At 64.8% G+C, this 16,524-nt stretch carries 12 protein-coding genes and 1 pseudogene; 8 read left to right on the top strand and 5 right to left on the bottom strand.

Going from position 1 to position 16,524, the window contains the following annotated elements; genetic code table 11:
• Positions 1–109 precede the first annotated feature (109 nt).
• The 6 genes and pseudogenes from NGM28_RS10005 to NGM28_RS09980 all read left to right on the top strand — a co-directional run bounded on the left by NGM28_RS10005 (position 110) and on the right by NGM28_RS09980 (position 6,557).
• Positions 110–1,361: pseudogene (locus tag NGM28_RS10005) on the top strand (SfnB family sulfur acquisition oxidoreductase).
• An 85-nt stretch (positions 1,362–1,446) separates the two neighbouring features.
• Positions 1,447–2,628 (top strand): SfnB family sulfur acquisition oxidoreductase, encoded by a 1,182-nt coding sequence (locus NGM28_RS10000; protein WP_240064035.1) that lies wholly within the window; start codon positions 1,447–1,449, stop codon positions 2,626–2,628.
• The gene (locus NGM28_RS09995) at positions 2,628–4,019 is read left to right on the top strand and encodes an LLM class flavin-dependent oxidoreductase (protein WP_252089982.1); all 1,392 of its coding nucleotides are present in this window, start codon (positions 2,628–2,630) and stop codon (positions 4,017–4,019) included. Before NGM28_RS10000 ends, NGM28_RS09995 begins: the two co-directional genes overlap by 1 nt.
• Positions 4,012–4,812 carry a MetQ/NlpA family ABC transporter substrate-binding protein gene (locus tag NGM28_RS09990; RefSeq protein WP_252089981.1) on the top strand — a complete coding sequence of 267 codons (801 nt, stop codon included), beginning with the start codon at positions 4,012–4,014 and terminating at the stop codon, positions 4,810–4,812. Before NGM28_RS09995 ends, NGM28_RS09990 begins: the two co-directional genes overlap by 8 nt.
• Position 4,813: 1 nt before the next feature.
• Positions 4,814–5,923, top strand: coding sequence for a methionine ABC transporter ATP-binding protein (locus NGM28_RS09985; protein ID WP_252089979.1), 1,110 nt, complete (start codon positions 4,814–4,816; stop codon positions 5,921–5,923).
• Entirely contained in the window at positions 5,913–6,557 is a 645-nt protein-coding gene (locus NGM28_RS09980; RefSeq protein WP_252089977.1) for a methionine ABC transporter permease, read from the top strand. Before NGM28_RS09985 ends, NGM28_RS09980 begins: the two co-directional genes overlap by 11 nt.
• Before the next feature lie 79 nt (positions 6,558–6,636).
• Here NGM28_RS09980 and dibA read toward each other — a convergent pair whose 3' ends face one another.
• Entirely contained in the window at positions 6,637–8,532 is a 1,896-nt protein-coding gene (gene dibA, locus NGM28_RS09975) for a phosphodiesterase DibA (RefSeq protein WP_252089975.1), read from the bottom strand.
• Between the two features lie 151 nt (positions 8,533–8,683).
• Between dibA and desA the strand changes: the two genes are divergently transcribed.
• Both desA and NGM28_RS09965 read left to right on the top strand, forming a co-directional pair.
• Positions 8,684–9,868, top strand: a complete 1,185-nt coding sequence (gene desA / locus NGM28_RS09970; RefSeq protein ID WP_011531626.1) for a delta-9 fatty acid desaturase DesA — start codon at positions 8,684–8,686, stop codon at positions 9,866–9,868.
• A 139-nt stretch (positions 9,869–10,007) separates the two neighbouring features.
• Positions 10,008–10,997 carry a GGDEF domain-containing protein gene (locus tag NGM28_RS09965; RefSeq protein ID WP_240064041.1) on the top strand — a complete coding sequence of 330 codons (990 nt, stop codon included), beginning with the start codon at positions 10,008–10,010 and terminating at the stop codon, positions 10,995–10,997.
• Between the two features lie 38 nt (positions 10,998–11,035).
• Here the strand turns inward: NGM28_RS09965 and NGM28_RS09960 are convergent, their stop codons facing one another.
• From NGM28_RS09960 to gabD, 4 genes are all read right to left on the bottom strand, one after another.
• The gene (locus NGM28_RS09960; protein WP_240064042.1) at positions 11,036–11,758 is read right to left on the bottom strand and encodes a hypothetical protein; all 723 of its coding nucleotides are present in this window, start codon (positions 11,756–11,758) and stop codon (positions 11,036–11,038) included.
• Between the two features lie 197 nt (positions 11,759–11,955).
• The gene (locus tag NGM28_RS09955; protein WP_240064043.1) at positions 11,956–13,293 is read right to left on the bottom strand and encodes a response regulator; all 1,338 of its coding nucleotides are present in this window, start codon (positions 13,291–13,293) and stop codon (positions 11,956–11,958) included.
• A 137-nt stretch (positions 13,294–13,430) separates the two neighbouring features.
• Positions 13,431–14,708: a 4-aminobutyrate--2-oxoglutarate transaminase gene (gene gabT, locus NGM28_RS09950; RefSeq protein ID WP_240064044.1), complete on the bottom strand. Its 1,278-nt coding sequence runs from the start codon at positions 14,706–14,708 to the stop codon at positions 13,431–13,433.
• Positions 14,709–14,891: 183 nt separating this feature from the next.
• Complete coding sequence (gene gabD / locus NGM28_RS09945; RefSeq protein ID WP_240064045.1) at positions 14,892–16,334, bottom strand: NADP-dependent succinate-semialdehyde dehydrogenase; 1,443 nt, start codon at positions 16,332–16,334, stop codon at positions 14,892–14,894.
• Positions 16,335–16,524: the final 190 nt, after the last annotated feature.

Genomic DNA, 16,524 nt, shown 5'->3' with positions numbered 1-16,524 from the left:
CCATCAGCTGAGGCGGCACATTCAACTTTGTGAGGTAAGGAATGGTCAGGATCACAATCACCCCAGTGGCCAACGCCAGGGCATTGAGTGCAGCCAAGGAGCGGTACTGATGTCCAGCCAGCCAACTACCCAATTCCACAGCGATATCGACAGCTCGCCCCTGCTGTTGCCGGCCAAGGTGCTGCGCAATGACGAGGAGGCCCTGCACGCCGCCCGCGAGCTGGCCCAGGTGGCCCGCCAACAGGCCGCACGCCGGGACCAGCAGCGCAAGCTGCCATGGGCCGAGATCGAACAGTTCACCCGCAGCGGCCTGGGCAGCATCAGCGTACCCAAGGCCTTCGGCGGCCCCGAAGTGTCCTTCGAGACCATCGCCGAAGTCTTCCGCCTGATCAGCGCCGCTGACCCAGCACTGGGGCAGATTCCGCAGAACCAGTTCGGCATTCTCCAGCTGGTGCGCCTGACGGCCACCGAAGCGCAGCAGGAAGCGATCTTCCGCGCCGTGCTCGACGGCTGGCGCATCGGCAATGCCGGCCCTGAACGTGGTACCAAGGACACGCTCACGCTCAAGGCGCGCATCACCCGCGACGGCGATGGCTATCGCATCAGCGGCGAGAAGTTCTACTCCACCGGCGCCCTGTTCGCCCACTGGGTGGCGGTCAAGGCCCTGGACGAAGAGGGGCGTCAGCGCCTGGCGTTGGTTCGCCGGGGCAGCCCGGGGCAGCCCGGGGCTGCGCATCGTCGACGACTGGTCCGGCTTCGGCCAGCGCACCACCGCCAGCGGCACCGTGCTGCTCGACCAGGTGCCGGTGGACGCCGACCTGGTCATCGACAACTGGCGCCATCGGGAGCAACCCAGCACCCAGGGCGCGGCCTCGCAACTGATCCAGGCCGCCATCGACGCCGGCATCGCCGAGGCGGCCATCGATGACGCGATCCAGTTCGTGCGCGAGAAATCGCGGCCGTGGATCGAAGCCAAGGTCGAGCGCAACAGCGACGACCCCTACGTGATCGCCGACATCGGCCGCCTCAAGCTCGACCTGCACGCCGCCGAAGCGCTGCTGCGCAAGGCCGCGAAGGTGCTCGACGAGGTCAACGCCGGCCCCGTTGACGATGCCGCCGCTGCACGGGCGTCGATCGCCGTGGCCGAGGCCAAGGTGCTCACCACCGAGATCTCGCTGCAGGCCAGCGAGAAGCTGTTCGAGCTGGCCGGCAGCCGCGCCAGCCTGGCCGAGTTCAACCTCGACCGGCACTGGCGCAACGCCCGGGTGCACACCCTGCACGACCCGGTGCGCTGGAAGTACCACGCCGTCGGCGCTTACTACCTCAACGGCACCCTGCCAGCCCGCAATTCCTGGATCTGATTCAAGGCCCTTCGCCAGCAAACCGGCCCCTACGCAATCCCCGTAGGCGCCGGCTTGCCGGCGAACAGCCCCTGCGGAGAGCACCATGACTGCATCCCTCATCACCAGCGACGCCCAAGCCCTGGCCGTCGCCGAAGAAATCGCCCAATCACTGCGTCACGACAGCGCCGCGCGCGACCGCGAGCGCCGCCTGCCCCACGCCGAACTCGACCACTTCGTGCACACCGGCCTGTGGGGCATCAGCGTGCCCAAGGCCTACGGTGGCGCCGGCGTCTCCAGCGCCACCCTGGCCAAGGTCATCGCCCGCATCGCCCAGGCCGACGCCTCGATCGGGCAGATCCCGCAGAACCACTTCTACGCCCTGGAAGTGCTGCGGGTGAACGGCACCCCGGAACAACAGCAGCGCCTGTATGCGGAAGTCCTCGCCGGCCGCCGCTTCGGCAACGCCCTGGCCGAGATCGGCACCAAGAACGCCCATGAGCGCACCACCCGCCTGAGCCGCGACGGCGACCATTACCGTATCGATGGCCGCAAGTTCTATTGCACCGGCGCCCTCTATGCCCAACGTATCCCGACCCTGGTGATCGACGAACAAGGCGTGTCGCACCTGGCCTTCGTGCCCGCCGACACTCCGGGCATCGAGGTGATCGACGACTGGAGCGGCTTCGGCCAGCGCACCACCGGCAGCGGCTCGGTGGTGTTCGACAACGTGTTAGTCCGCGCCGAGGACGTGGTGCCGTTCCAGAGCGCCTTCGATCGCCCGACCACGGTCGGCCCGCTGGCGCAGATCCTCCACGCCGCCATCGACACTGGCATCGCCCGCGCCGCCTTCGAGGACGCCCTGCACTTCGTGCGCACCCGCAGCCGGCCCTGGATCGACTCCGGCCTCGACAAGGCCAGCGACGACCCGCTCACCCTGAAGAGCTTCGGCCACCTGGCGATCCGCCTGCATGCCACCGAAGCGCTGCTGGAGCGCGCTGGCGAGATCCTCGACATCGCCCAGGCCGACAGCAACGCCGAAACCCTGGCCGCCGCCTCCATCGCCGTGGCCGAGGCCCGGGCAATCAGCACCGAGATCTCGCTTGCCGCCGGCACCACCCTGTTCGAGCTGGCCGGCAGCCAGGCTACCCTGGCCGAGCACAACCTCGACCGCCACTGGCGCAACGCCCGCGTGCACACCCTGCACGACCCGGTGCGCTGGAAGTACCACGCCATCGGCAACTACTACCTCAACGACGAGAAACCACCTCGCCGGGGGACTATCTGATGGCCCGCCAGATCCTGCTCAATGCCTTCAACATGAACTGCATCGGGCACATCAACCATGGCCTGTGGACCCACCCACGGGACACCTCGACCCAGTACAAGACCCTGGAATACTGGACCGACCTCGCCCGCCTGCTGGAGCGCGGGCTGTTCGACGGCCTGTTCATCGCCGACATCGTCGGCACCTACGACGTCTACGGGCAGTCGGTGGACGTGCCGCTGAAAGAGGCCATCCAACTGCCGGTCAATGACCCGCTGCTGCTGGTCTCGGCCATGGCCGCGGTGACGAAACACCTGGGCTTCGGCCTCACCGCCAACCTGACCTACGAGGCGCCCTACCTGTTCGCCCGGCGCCTCTCCACCCTCGATCACCTGAGCAACGGCCGGGTCGGCTGGAACATCGTCACCGGCTACCTCGACAGTGCCGCCCGGGCCATGGGCCTTGAGCAACAGCCCGAGCATGACCGCCGCTACGACCAGGCCGACGAGTACCTGCAGGTGCTGTACAAGCTGCTCGAAGGCAGCTGGGACGACGACGCCGTGATCGCCGACCGCGAACAACGCGTGTATGCACGCCCGGACAAGGTGCGCAAGGTCGAGCACCACGGCGAGTTCTACAAGATCGAGGGCTACCACCTGTGCGAACCCTCGCCCCAGCGCACGCCGGTGCTGTTCCAGGCAGGCAGCTCGGCGCGCGGCCTGGCGTTCGCCGGCAACCATGCCGAATGCGTGTTCATCAGCGGCCAGGACAAGCCATCGACCCGCGCCCAGGTCGACAAGGTCCGCGCGGCGGCCAAGGCGGCCGGGCGCGATCCCCAGGCGGTGAAGGTGTTCATGGGCCTCACCGTGATCGTCGCCCCGACCGAGGAGCAGGCCCGCGCCAAGCATGCCGAGTACCTGCACCACGCCAGCGCCGAAGCGGGCGTAGCGCACTTCGCCAGTTCCACCGGCATCGACTTTTCGCGCTATGAACTGGACGAGCCCATCGGCTTTGCCAAGGGTAACGCCATCCAGTCCGCCACCCGTCAGTTGCAGGACAACGCCTGGACCCGCCGCCGCCTGCTCGAACAACACGCCCTGGGCGGGCGCTACGTGACCCTGGTCGGTGCCCCGGAGCAAGTGGCCGAGCAACTGATCGCCTGGATCGACGAAACCGGCCTGGACGGCTTCAACCTGGCGCGCACTGTCACTCCGGAAAGCTACGAGGACTTCATCGACCTGGTGATCCCGGAACTGCAACGCCGTGGCCGCTACAAGACCGCCTACACAGACGGCAGCCTGCGCCAGAAGCTGTTCGACACCCCCCACGCCCACCTGCCCGCCGACCACCCCGGCGCCGCCTACCGCAACCCACATGTCCCTGCCCCGACTGGAGCCTTGCACCATGCTTGAGAAACTGTTCCGGCCCGTCGCGGCCATCGCCCTGGGCCTCGGCCTGTCCGCCGCCGCCTTCGCCGCCGAGCCGCTGAAGATCGGCACCACTGCTGCCTTCGCCATCCCGCTGGAAGCCGCCGTGGAAGAGGCACACAAACAAGGCCTGGAAGTGAAGCTGATCGAATTCAGCGACTGGATCGCACCGAACGTCAGCCTCAACAGCGGCGACATCGACGTGAACTACTTCCAGCACATCCCGTTCCTGGAAAACGCCAAGGCCGCCGCCGGTTTCAACCTGGTGCCCTACGCGCCGGGGATCATCAACAACGTCGGCCTATACTCGAAGAAATACAAAAGCTTCGCCGAGCTGCCCGAGGGCGCCAGCGTGGCCATCGCCAACGACCCGATCAACAGCGGCCGAGGCTTGCAGTTGCTGGCCAAGGCCGGGCTGATCACCCTCAAACCGGGTGTGGGCTACAAGGCCACCGAGGACGACATCGTCGCCAACCCGAAGAAGATCAAGATCCTCCAGGTTGAAGCAGTGCAACTGGTGCGCGCCTATGACGACGCCGACCTGGTCCAGGGCTACCCGGCCTACATCCGCCTGGCCAACAGCTTCGACGCCACCTCGGCGCTGCTGTTCGACGGCCTTGAAAACAAGGAATACGTGATCCAGTTCGTGATCCGTCCGCAGGAGAAGAACGACCCACGCCTGGCCAAGTTCGTCGACATCTACCAGCACTCGCCTGCCGTGCGCGCCGCCCTGGACAAGGCTCACGGCAAGCTCTACCAGGCCGGTTGGGAAGGCTGACATGGCCCAGGCCAGCGCCCTCAGGGCGCCCGTCCCGCCCGCCGCACCGCACAAGGCCGTGGAGCAGGCCCTGCGCCCGGACGTGAACCAGGCCCACGTGCGCTTCATCGGCCTGGGCAAGACCTACCCGGGCCAGGCCCAGCCAGCGTTGCACGGCATCGACCTGAACATCCGCCGCGGCGAGATCTTCGGCATCATCGGCCGCAGTGGCGCTGGCAAGTCGTCGCTGCTGCGCACGATCAACCGCCTGGAACAACCCAGCCAGGGCCGGGTGCTGATCGACCAGGTGGATATCGCACCGTTCGACGAAGACCACCTGGTGGCCCTGCGTCGGCGCATCGGCATGATCTTCCAGCACTTCAACCTGATGTCGGCCAAGACTGTGTGGCAGAACGTCGAGCTGCCACTGAAGGTCGCCGGGGTGGCCAGGGCCGAGCGGCAGCGCAAAGTACGCGAGCTGCTGGATCTGGTCGGGCTTTCGGAGAAGCACCACGTCTACCCGGCGCAACTGTCGGGTGGGCAGAAGCAGCGGGTCGGCATCGCCCGGGCACTGGTGCACGACCCTGAGATCCTGTTGTGCGATGAAGCCACTTCGGCACTGGACCCGGAGACCACCGCCTCGATCCTCGAACTGCTGCGCGACATCAATCGGCGCCTGGGCCTGACCGTGGTGCTGATCACCCATGAAATGGCCGTGATCCGCGATATCTGCCACCGCGTGGTGGTGCTCGAACGTGGCGAGGTGGTCGAGCAGGGCGAAGTCTGGCAGGTGTTCGGCGCGCCGCGCCATGAGGTCACCCGCACGCTGCTGGCCCCCTTGCAGACACGGCTCCCTGAGTCATTGCAGGCCGGTCTGCGCGCAAGCCCCGCCAGCCGCGACGCGGCCGTGGTGCTCAAGCTCAGCGTGGTCGGCGAGCCGGAACTGAGCACCCTGTTCGCCGACCTGGGTGGGCGGGTGCGCCTGCTGCAGGGCGGCATCGAGACCATCGGTGAACATGCCCTGGGGCAACTGATCCTGTCCGTGCGCGGCTCGCCGCTGGACACCCGTCAACTGCTGGAGCGCGCCCGTGGCTGGGCTGCGGATGTGGAGGTGCTTGGCCATGTGGATTGAGCGTTTGCTGCAAGGCCTGCTCGACACCTTGCTGATGGTCGGCGTGTCGTCATTGGTCGCGTTGATTGTCGGCGTGCCAATGGCGGTGCTGCTGGTCACCAGCGACAAGGGCGGGATCTTCGAGGCCCCCGCACTGAACCGGGTGCTAGGCGCGATCGTCAACCTGTTCCGCTCGATCCCGTTCCTGATCCTGATGGTCGCGCTGATCCCCTTCACTCGCCTGGTGGTCGGCACCACCTATGGCGTGTGGGCGGCGGTGGTGCCGTTGACCATCGCGGCGACACCGTTCTTCGCGCGAATTGCCGAGGTGAGCCTGCGCGAGGTGGACCATGGCCTGATCGAAGCGGCGCAGGCCATGGGTTGCCGGCGCTGGCACATCGTCTGGCACGTGTTGCTGCCCGAGGCGCTACCGGGCATCGTCGGTGGGTTCACCATCACCCTGGTGACGCTGATCAACTCGTCGGCCATGGCCGGGGCGATCGGTGCCGGGGGATTGGGAGACATTGCCTATCGGTATGGGTACCAGCGGTTCGACAGCCAGATCATGCTGACCGTGATCGTGATGCTGGTGGCGTTGGTGGCGCTGATCCAGCTGGGCGGGGATCGCCTGGCGAAAGGCTTGAACAAGCGTTGAGCCCTTCGCCGGCAAGCCGGCTCCTACATCGATAGCGTTGCCCCTGTAGGAGCCGGCTTGCCGGCGAACCGCAACACCCTCATCCCCAATGCAGTTCGCTTGCCGGAACCGGCCTGCCAAACCAGTACCCCTGCCCCATCTGACATTGCTGCACCAACAGGAACCGCGCCTGTTCGGCCTGTTCGATCCCTTCGGCATGCACCTGCATACCCATGCTGCGCGCCAGGGCGATGATCACCCGCACGATGGCGATGTCGTCCTCATCATGGGGCAAGCCGGCAACGAAGCCCTGGTCGATCTTCAACTTCTGCACCGGCAAGCGCTTGAGCCGCAGCAATGACGAATATCCTGTGCCAAAGTCATCGATGGCCAGGTTCAGGCCCAGTTCGCGCAACCGGTGCATCTGCTCCAGCGCCACCTCCGGGTCCTCCATCACCGCGCTCTCGGTGACCTCGAGCTCCAACAGGGCCGGGTCCAGGCCGGTGTCGTGCAGCACATCGGCCACCTGCCGATACAGTTCGCGCTGATTGAACAACCGGCTGGAGATATTCACCGCGACAAACTCCAGCACCCGCCCCTCGGTCTGCCACTGCACCATCTGCCGGCAGGCCTGCCCCAGCACCCAGGCGTCGATCTCGGCGATCAGCCCGGTGCGCTCGGCGATGGGGATGAACTCCCCTGGCGGGACCAGCCCACGCGTGGGGTGCTGCCAGCGTACCAGCGTCTCCACCCCGATCATCCTCGAGGTGAACAGGTCATGCACCGGCTGGAAGAACACCCGTAACTCCTGCTGCTCCAGCGCTCGGCGCAACTCGCCAGCGGTCTCTACCCGCTGCTGGGCATGGGCGGTGAGCTCTTCGGTGTACAGCGCGTAGCAGGCCCGGCCATTGCCCTTGGCCTTGAACAGCGCCGAGTCGGCGTTGCGCAGCAGTTGCTCGGCACTCAGCGCGTCGCTGGGGAACAGGCTGATACCGATGCTGGCGCTGATGAACAGCCGGTTGCCCTCGAAGCTGAACGGTTCTTTCAGCCGCTCGATGATGGTCTGCGCCAGCTTGCCGGCCTGGCCGACCTGCTGGCAGTTCTCGGCCAGCACCCCGAACTCGTCGCCGCCCAGGCGGGCCAGGGTAACGCCGTTGCCCAACACTTCACGCAGGCGTTCGCCAACCAGTTTGAGCAACTGGTCGCCGATGGTATGGCCAAGACCGTCGTTGATGCTCTGGAAGTGGTCGAGATCGAGCAGCAGCAGGGCGCAGCCGCGCTTGTTGGCCTGGGCGGCGGCCAGGGCCTGCTCGACACGGTCGTTGAACAGCAGCCGGTTGGGCAAACCGGTGAGTGGATCATGGTGGGCGAGGTAGGCCAGCTCCTCTTCAGTGTGCTTGATCGCACTGATATCGCTGAACACCGCCACATAGTGGCTGAGCTCACCACCATCGTCGCGAATGGCGCAGATCGTCTGCCATTGCGGGTAGATCTCGCCACTTTTTCGGCGATTCCAGATTTCCCCGCTCCACTCGCCCTTGTCTGCCAGCGCGGCATAGATCTGCTGGTAGAACGGCGCGTCATGGCGGCCCGACTTGAACTTGCTCGGGCGCTGGCCAACCACCTCGTCCTGCTGGTAACCGGTGATGCGCATGAACGCCCGGTTGACGTGCACGATCAGGCCGTTGCGATCCGTCACCAGCACGCCCTCCAGGGTGCTGTCGAACACCGCGGCGGCCATGCGCAAGCGTTCGCGGTCCTCGCTGCGCAGGCGGGCGCCGATACCGATGAAGTTGAGCAGACGGGCGCGCGAGACGAAGATCAGCAAGGCACTGAGCAGCACCCAGACCACGACATTGATCTGCCGCCCCACGGTCAATGCCAGCGGGTCCTCGGTCATGCCATGCAGGACCAGCTCGGACAGCGCCAGCCAGAGGATCGAAAGCACCACATAGAGCCCGGCCATGCGCAAGGCGTCGCGAACGGAAACAGACATGTCGGGTGGGTTAGCCCATGGAAAAGGAAGGGGCATTATAGGGGCTGAAACACCCTGTGACTTCCTATCAAAAAGGGCGACTGGTTTTATTTCCCCGCCAAGGGATAATGCGAGCGCTGTTCCCCCTGTGTTTTCGAGGGTCTTCCCCGTTATGTGGTACTACGGTCTGCTCGACCTGTCGGCCTGGCAACTGGTCGCGGTCACCTTGCTGATGACTCACCTGACCATCGTCAGCGTCACCATCTACCTGCACCGCTACTCGGCCCACCGGGCCCTGGAGCTGAACGCGGGCCTCAAGCATTTCTTCCGTTTCTGGCTGTGGCTCACCACCGCGCAGAACACCCGCGAGTGGACCGCCATCCACCGCAAGCACCACGCCAAGTGCGAAACCCCGGATGACCCGCACAGCCCCGTGCACAAGGGCCTGGGCACCGTGCTGCGCAAGGGCGCGGAGCTGTACCGCGAAGAGGCACGCAACGAAGAGACGCTGCGCATCTACGGCAAGAACTGCCCCGACGACTGGATCGAGCGCAACCTCTACACCCGCTATAAGCTCGGCGGCATCGCCCTGATGGCAGTCATCGACTTGCTGCTGTTCGGCACCATCGGCATCACCATCTGGGCCATCCAGATGATGTGGATTCCGTTCTGGGCCGCCGGCGTGGTCAACGGTCTGGGCCACGCGGTGGGCTATCGCAACTTCGAATGCCGCGACGCGGCCACCAACCTGGTGCCCTGGGGCATCATCATTGGCGGCGAGGAGCTGCACAACAACCACCACACCTACCCCAACTCGGCCAAGCTTTCGGTGCGGCGCTGGGAATTCGACATGGGCTGGATGTGGATCCGCCTGCTGAGCCTGCTGCGCCTGGCCAAGGTGCAACGGGTCGCGCCCATCGCCCACCGGGTAGAGGGCAAGGCCTCGCTGGACATGGACACCGCCATGGCCATCCTCAACAACCGCTTCCAGATCATGGCCCAGTACCGCAAGCTGGTGATCGCACCTTTGGTGAAGCAGGAACTGGACAAGGTCGACGCGTCGGTGCGTCACCGCTTCCGCCGCGCCAAACGCCTGCTCTCGCGCGAAACCAGCCTGCTGCAGGACCGCCATCACGTGCGCATCGAGTCCATGCTGGCCCACAGCCAGGCACTCAAGACCATCTACGAAAAACGCCTCGCGCTGCAGCAGATCTGGGCCCGCACCAGCGCCAACGGTCACGACATGCTCGCCGCCATGAAAGAGTGGGTGCACGAAGCAGAAGCCAGCGGTATCCATTCGCTGCGCGACTTCGCCGCCCAGCTCAAAACCTACTCGCTGCGCCCCGCCACGGCCTGACCGCCGTTGATCGGCACGCTCCGCAATGGCGCGTGCCGACCGGAACTTACCCTTCGCACACGGCTCAAACTCGACATATCGCCCGCGTGGCGGGCCTGACCGTGGCCGCACGCCTATCGTCGAGAACCGCTCCGTGCTCATGGCCAAAGAACTCCCACCCACGCACACCGGCACACCCCGCCCCGAAGCCGCCCAGACCTTGCTGGCCCTGCTCCACGCCCAGGGCGAAGTGGCGCGCCTGAGCGAACGCGAGCAGTTGTACAGTTCTCTGCTCGACAGCGTTAACGCCGTGCTGTGGGCGTTCGACTGGGAAACGCGCCAGGTGCTCTACGTCAGCCCTGCCTACGAGCGCATCTTTGGTCGCCCGGCCAGCCTGGTGCTCGCCGATTACAACGAGTGGCGCGACGCCATCTACCCCGACGACCTCGAGTACGCCGAGCGCAGCCTGGCCCAGGTGCTGGTCAAGGGCACCGTGGAAGACCGCGAGTACCGCATCCTCAACGCCGCCGGCGAAGTGCGCTGGATCAGTGACAAGTGCTACATCAACCAGCCGCGCGAGGGTGATCAGCGGGTGATCATCGTGGGTATCGCCGAGGACATCACCGAGAAGAAGCGGCTGGAGGGCGAACTGCAACGCCTGGCCACCACCGACGTGCTGACCCAGAGCAGCAACCGCCGGCACTTCTTCGACTGCGCCCAGCAAGCCTTCGACAGCGCCCGTGAAGGCGGCACGCCGCTGGCTTTCCTGCTGCTGGATATCGACGACTTCAAGCAGATCAACGACAGCTACGGCCACCAGGAAGGCGACCAGGTGCTGCAACGCATCGCCGACGCCGGCAAGGCCGTGCTGCGGCGTGGCGACCAGTTTGGGCGTATTGGTGGTGAAGAGTTCGCGGCGGTGTTCCCCGGCTGCACGGCACAAATGGCCGAGCAGATCGCCGAGCGCCTGCAGCGGGAGATCCAGCGCCTGAGCTTCAGCCACGGGCAGCAGACCTACGGCGTGACCGTGAGCCAGGGCCTGACCGGACTTAGCGACGAAGACGAGACGCTGGACAGCCTGTTCGCTCGAGCGGATGCGGCCATGTACCGGGCCAAGCGCCAGGGCAAGAACCAGATCGTAAAAGGCTGAGTGGATCACCTACCATTCACACACCGAAACAGCTCGGCTCACTTCAAGGCGGTGGAACTCCACTCATAGTCGATCGGGCCGCTGCGTGGCCCGGCCAATATTCCCTCAGGCTCTTTTTCTCGACCTTCCTTGAATGCAACTTCAAGAATATGCCGCTGCTGGTCCGTGATACCACCCGCCAAGGCGATGGCTTCGGCAGTGTATCGCTTGATCAATGCAGCCTTCCTCGAGTTTGTCGGATATTGCATGGACACCTCTGATATCTGGTCAGTGATTTGCGGAGTAAGCGCCCCTACCGGCATCACAAGACGCCCAGCTGGGTCACGGGTGAAACCAAGCGATAGATACAAGGGTTCAGCACCCGAGTCAGGTTGCTGAACTTCAATTTGCGAGCACCTGAGCATCCTGGCGTATTCAATGACAGCTAACAGCGATAGCGATGCCACCAGCCCCCTCAATGGATTTGTCGGGCCTGGGTTACCCTCCAGCAAAATGATCTTTATGCAGTGGCTGCTCCTTCGAGGACTGGCATAGCAGAGGCCGCAAAGCTCGCGGGCAGACCACAACGAGACGTCGAGCCCCTTGAAATCTCGATCAGTCCAACATGGCACCTCCTCCCAGGGAAAGTGATGAGTTTGCCTGCCCCAGAGCTGCAGGGCTTCAATAGCACCATGCCCGATAGGTTCGAACCGTACCTTGTCAGCATCAAGCTCTGTACCAGGCGAGCAGGCACCGGTGGAGAATGCTTCGTGAGCGAGCATTCGCGCCTGGGAGCGATAGACCTGATAGCGCAAACCACGGTGTCTGTACGTGCTCATCTTCAGCCGCAACCTTCCTGCCATTCCGTTGGTGGAGTGGAGGCAAAGCTACACCTGGGAGACTTGCCTGGATACGAACCAACGTCTGCAAACCCTGTAGGACCAATCCCAAGCCTGAATCGCCTACAGCAATGATCAAATCAGGCCGGACGCTCCTCGTCTGTTTCGGCCGGGGTTTCCGCCAGCGCCGGATCGATCAAGGTGGCTTGCGCTTCGTCGGTGGCGGCCTGTGCCGCCTGACGCTCGGCCTCCTCGCGCGCCAGCGCCTCCGGGTCCACCTTGCGCAGCCGTGTCAGCTCCGGCAACCCCAGCTTGAGCAAGCGTGCCGTCTTGCTGCTGGCGACCTTCTCCAGCCCTTCGCTGGGCCGCAACCGTGCCAGCTGTCCCGCCAGGTTCATGGCCAGGATTTCGCGGGAGTACACGCCGCCACCCAACTGATACACAGAAGCGATCAGCTCGCGCAGGTTCAACGGCAGGCGCCAGCGAGTGCGCAGCGCCGACCCGAACGGGGCGCCGAATTCGTTGAGCGACAACTCCACCTGGTCCTCGTCCAGCTCGCCGCCGGCCAGGCGCCATTCCTGCAGGGTACGCAGGACGGCCAGGTCGCCCAGGCAATGCAGCAGGCCAGCGCAGTAGCAAAGGCCCTCGTCCACCTCGACCATGCGCGCCAGGGTACGGGCGTAGTCCGCGGTGTGCAGGGAAAGGTTCCAGTAGTGCGCCGCGTAGCGGGCCAGCAACGGGTCGCTCAATCGCGCGCTGCGCTTGAGCGTAAGGCCAAGGATGAGGTTCATGCTCTGGGTGCTGCCGAGCTTGTTCAGCGCCTGCAGCAGGGTCTGCACCGGTGACTCGCTGTGCAGCGCGGCACTGTTCGCGGCGGCGATGAGCACGCCAGTGATCTGCGGGTCGTCACGCACCTCCTCCTCGAGCACCCGCAGGTTCAGGCCCTGGGGGTTGAGGGCACGCTTGATCGCCACCTGCACGTCGGCGAACAAGGGGCCGCCATCGGCCGTGGCGCGGCGTTGCTCAAGGAACGCCGGCAGCTTGAGCCCGGATTGCAGGGGCGGTACCGGGCAGGCGATCTGCTCGCCGACTTCCAGCAGCAGGTTTTCCAGGCGCTTGCGCAGGTTGTCCAGATCGAGCGGCTTGCTCAGGTAGGCGGTGGGATGCAGCGGCAGCGCCTCGCGCACACTGGCGCTGTCGGTACGCTCACTCATGAGGATGAACGGCAGGCCAGGCTGCCCGCCCTTGCCGCGGACCCTACGCAGCAAATCGAGGCCATCGAGCCCGGACAGTTCACGGGCCGCGATGATCAGGTCAGGCTTGGCGGACAACGCACTCAGCGCCTGGGAACCATCGGCGCATACCTGCAGCCGGGCATCGCAGCGCACGCTGAGCAGCATTTCTCGGAGCATGTCACGCACCCAGGGGTCGCCTTCGGCGATCAGTACGCAAGGGGGGACGGGATCGACAGCGCTCATGGGCTTTTCTCCAGGCAATGACGCGCGTTCCTTCGCAGCTTCCTCGGAATCCTCGTACAACCTTAGCGCCTGACGCCTACATGCGGCATAAAAAAAACCCGCCGAGGCGGGTTTTTTTCTGAAGCGTGTCACATTTTTCAGGCCAGTTCAGCGAAGCACTCTTCGATGATTGCCAGGCCTTTGTCCAACAGTGCATCTTCGGCGGTCAGCGGCACCAGGATGCGCAGGACGTTGCCGTAGGTGCCGCAGGACAGCAGGATCAGACCCTTGTCGCGCGCCTTGGCCACAACCTGTGCAACAGCGGCGGCGTTCGGAGTGTGAGTGCCTTTCTCGAAGACTTCCACGGCGATCATCGAGCCCAGACCACGGACGTCGCCGATGATCGGGTGCTTCTTCTGGATTTCGCGCAGGCCAGCGGTCAGACGCTCGCCAACAGCCTGGCTACGCTCCAGCAGCTTCTCTTCCTCGAACACTTCGATCACCGCCAGGGCCGCGGCGCAGGCGATCGGCGAACCGGCGTAGGTGCCGCCCAGGCCGCCAGGGGCGATGGCGTCCATGTATTCGGCCTTGCCGCACACACCGGCCAGCGGGAAGCCGCCGGCGATGGACTTGGCGAAGGTGGTCAGGTCAGGCGCGACGCCCATCTGCTCCATGGCGAAGAAGGTGCCAGTACGGCCAGCGCCGGTCTGCACTTCGTCGGCAATCAGCAGGATGCCGTGCTGGTCGCACAGGGCGCGCAGGCGCTTCATCAGCTCTTTCGGCGCTGGCAGGAAGCCGCCTTCGCCTTGTACCGGCTCGAGGATGATCGCGGCGATGTCACGCGGCTCGGCATCGTTCTTGAAGATGCGCTCGACCGAGGCGATGGCGTCGTCGACGCTGATGCCGTGCAGCTCGCTCGGGAACAGGGCGCGGAAGATGCCGCCTGGCATCAGGCCCATGCCGGCGGAGTACGGCACGACCTTGCCGGTCAGGCCCAGGGTCATCATGGTGCGACCGTGGTAGCCGCCGGTGAAGGCGATCACGCCGGCGCGGCCGGTGGCGGCACGGGCGATCTTCACGGCGTTCTCGACGGCTTCGGAGCCAGTGGTGACCAGCAGGGTCTTCTTGTCGAAGTTGCCTGGGACCAGCTTGTTGATCTTCTCGCACAGCTCGACGTAGGGCTCGTAGGCCAGCACCTGGAAGCAGGTGTGGCTGACCTTGGTCAGCTGCTCTTGCACGGCTGCGACCACTTTAGGGTGCAGGTGGCCGGTGTTCAGTACCGCGATGCCGCCGGCGAAGTCGATCAGTTCGCGGCCTTCAACGTCGATCACCGTCGAGTTCTTCGCGGTATCGACGAAGATCGGGTGAATCTGGCCGACGCCACGTGGAACGGCGGCGATACGGCGTTGCATCAGGGATTCGTTGGTCTTGCTCATAGTGCCCTCAATTGCGCCGGTTCTGCGGCGCTTTTATTCGGGGGTGGCTGGATGCAGGCGTGCACAGTATTCGTTGATCGACTGTCACGCCTGCCCTGGCCACCAGGTACCGCTATGTCAAAAAGGCCAGCGAGACGTCGCTCTCGCGCCCCGCTGGCAGAGGTAAAACCGTTTACCTGGCGATCAGACGCTGATGCACAGGTATTTGATCTCGAGGTAGTCCTCGATACCGTACTTGGAACCTTCACGGCCCAGACCCGAAGCCTTGATGCCGCCGAACGGCGCGACTTCGTTGGAGATCAGGCCGGTGTTGATGCCGACCATGCCGTATTCCAGGGCCTCGGCGACGCGGAACACGCGGCTCATGTCACGGGCATAGAAGTACGAGGCCAGGCCAAACTCGGTGTCGTTGGACATGGCGATGACTTCGGCCTCGTCCTTGAAGCGGAACAGCGGCGCCAACGGGCCGAAGGTCTCTTCCTTGGCGACGGCGGCGGTTTTCGGTACGTCGACCAGGATGGTCGGCTCGAAGAAGTTGCCTTCGATCAGCTTGCCACCGGACAGCACCTTGGCGCCTTTCGAAACGGCGTCCTCGATGTGCTCCTGGACCTTGGCAACAGCCTTGCCGTCGATCAGCGGGCCAGTGGTGGTGCCTTCTTCCAGGCCGTTACCGATCTTCAGCTTGGCGACCGCAGCCTTGAGCTTCTCGGCGAAGGCGTCGTAGACACCGTCCTGCACATAGATACGGTTGGCGCAGACGCAGGTCTGGCCGTTGTTGCGGTACTTGGAGATGATCGCGCCCTCGACCGCCTTGTCCAGGTCGGCGTCGTCGAACACGATGAACGGCGCGTTGCCGCCCAGCTCCAGGGAAACCTTCTTGATGTCCTTGGCGCATTCTTCCATCAGCTGGCGACCGATTTCGGTCGAGCCGGTGAAGGACAGCTTGCGTACCAGGGCGTTGCCGGTCAGTTCGCTGCCGACTTCGCCGGCGCTGCCGGTGATCACGCTCAGCACGCCAGCCGGGATGCCGGCACGGGTGGCCAGCTCAACCAGGGCCAGGGCGGAGTACGGGGTCTGCGAAGCGGGCTTGAGCACCATGGTGCAACCGGCGGCCAGGGCCGGGCCGGCTTTGCGGGTGATCATCGCGGCCGGGAAGTTCCACGGGGTGATGGCGGCGGTGACGCCGATCGGCTGCTTGATGACGATCAGGCGCTTGTCAGGCTGGTGGCCAGGGATGACGTCGCCGTACACGCGCTTGGCTTCTTCGGCGAACCACTCGATGAACGAAGCGGCGTAGGCGATCTCGCCCTTGGCTTCGGCCAGTGGCTTGCCCTGCTCGGTGGTCATCAGGCGGGCCAGGTCGTCCTGGTGCTCGATCATCAGCTCGAACCAGCGGCGCAGCTTGCCGGCACGCTCTTTGGCAGTCAGTGCGCGCCAGGCCGGCAGGGCCTTGTCGGCGGCCTCGATGGCGCGGCGGGTCTCGGCGGCGCCCATCTTCGGCACGGTACCGATCACGTCACCGGTGGCCGGGTTGGTCACCTTGATGGTCTGGCCGCTGTCCGCATCCAGCCATTCACCGTTGATGAAGGCCTGCTGGCGGAACAACTGAGCGTCTTTGAGCTGCATGTCGGCTTCCCTTTACTGCGAATTATTGATTGTTGAAAAGGCGCCCCCAAAAGGGGGCGGCCGTCAGAAATTCGTGCACCAGGGTGTTCGACGCCTGGGTGCTGAGCGTTTGAAATCTCAAACGGAATGCTAAGCGGGGGTTGGGGTGTTGGACAATAGGCTGTTCGAAAAAAAGAACGAATGGTTGAAC

It is taken from the genome of Pseudomonas sp. MWU13-3659 (genome assembly GCF_023757525.1).
Lineage (GTDB): Bacteria > Pseudomonadota > Gammaproteobacteria > Pseudomonadales > Pseudomonadaceae > Aquipseudomonas > Aquipseudomonas entomophila_E.
Note: the sequence above shows the minus strand (reverse complement) of the source record. Positions and strands in the feature narration are given on the sequence as shown.

Coding starts and splice junctions, on each gene's coding strand:
- gabD (WP_240064045.1), bottom strand. CDS start 16,334: ATGCAGCTCAAAGACGCTCAGTTGTTCCGCCAGCAGGCCTTCATCAAC.
- NGM28_RS09985 (WP_252089979.1), top strand. CDS start 4,814: ATGGCCCAGGCCAGCGCCCTCAGGGCGCCCGTCCCGCCCGCCGCACCG.
- NGM28_RS09965 (WP_240064041.1), top strand. CDS start 10,008: ATGGCCAAAGAACTCCCACCCACGCACACCGGCACACCCCGCCCCGAA.
- desA (WP_011531626.1), top strand. CDS start 8,684: ATGTGGTACTACGGTCTGCTCGACCTGTCGGCCTGGCAACTGGTCGCG.
- NGM28_RS09990 (WP_252089981.1), top strand. CDS start 4,012: ATGCTTGAGAAACTGTTCCGGCCCGTCGCGGCCATCGCCCTGGGCCTC.
- NGM28_RS10000 (WP_240064035.1), top strand. CDS start 1,447: ATGACTGCATCCCTCATCACCAGCGACGCCCAAGCCCTGGCCGTCGCC.
- NGM28_RS09960 (WP_240064042.1), bottom strand. CDS start 11,758: ATGCTCGCTCACGAAGCATTCTCCACCGGTGCCTGCTCGCCTGGTACA.
- dibA (WP_252089975.1), bottom strand. CDS start 8,532: ATGTCTGTTTCCGTTCGCGACGCCTTGCGCATGGCCGGGCTCTATGTG.
- NGM28_RS09955 (WP_240064043.1), bottom strand. CDS start 13,293: ATGAGCGCTGTCGATCCCGTCCCCCCTTGCGTACTGATCGCCGAAGGC.
- NGM28_RS09995 (WP_252089982.1), top strand. CDS start 2,628: ATGGCCCGCCAGATCCTGCTCAATGCCTTCAACATGAACTGCATCGGG.
- gabT (WP_240064044.1), bottom strand. CDS start 14,708: ATGAGCAAGACCAACGAATCCCTGATGCAACGCCGTATCGCCGCCGTT.
- NGM28_RS09980 (WP_252089977.1), top strand. CDS start 5,913: ATGTGGATTGAGCGTTTGCTGCAAGGCCTGCTCGACACCTTGCTGATG.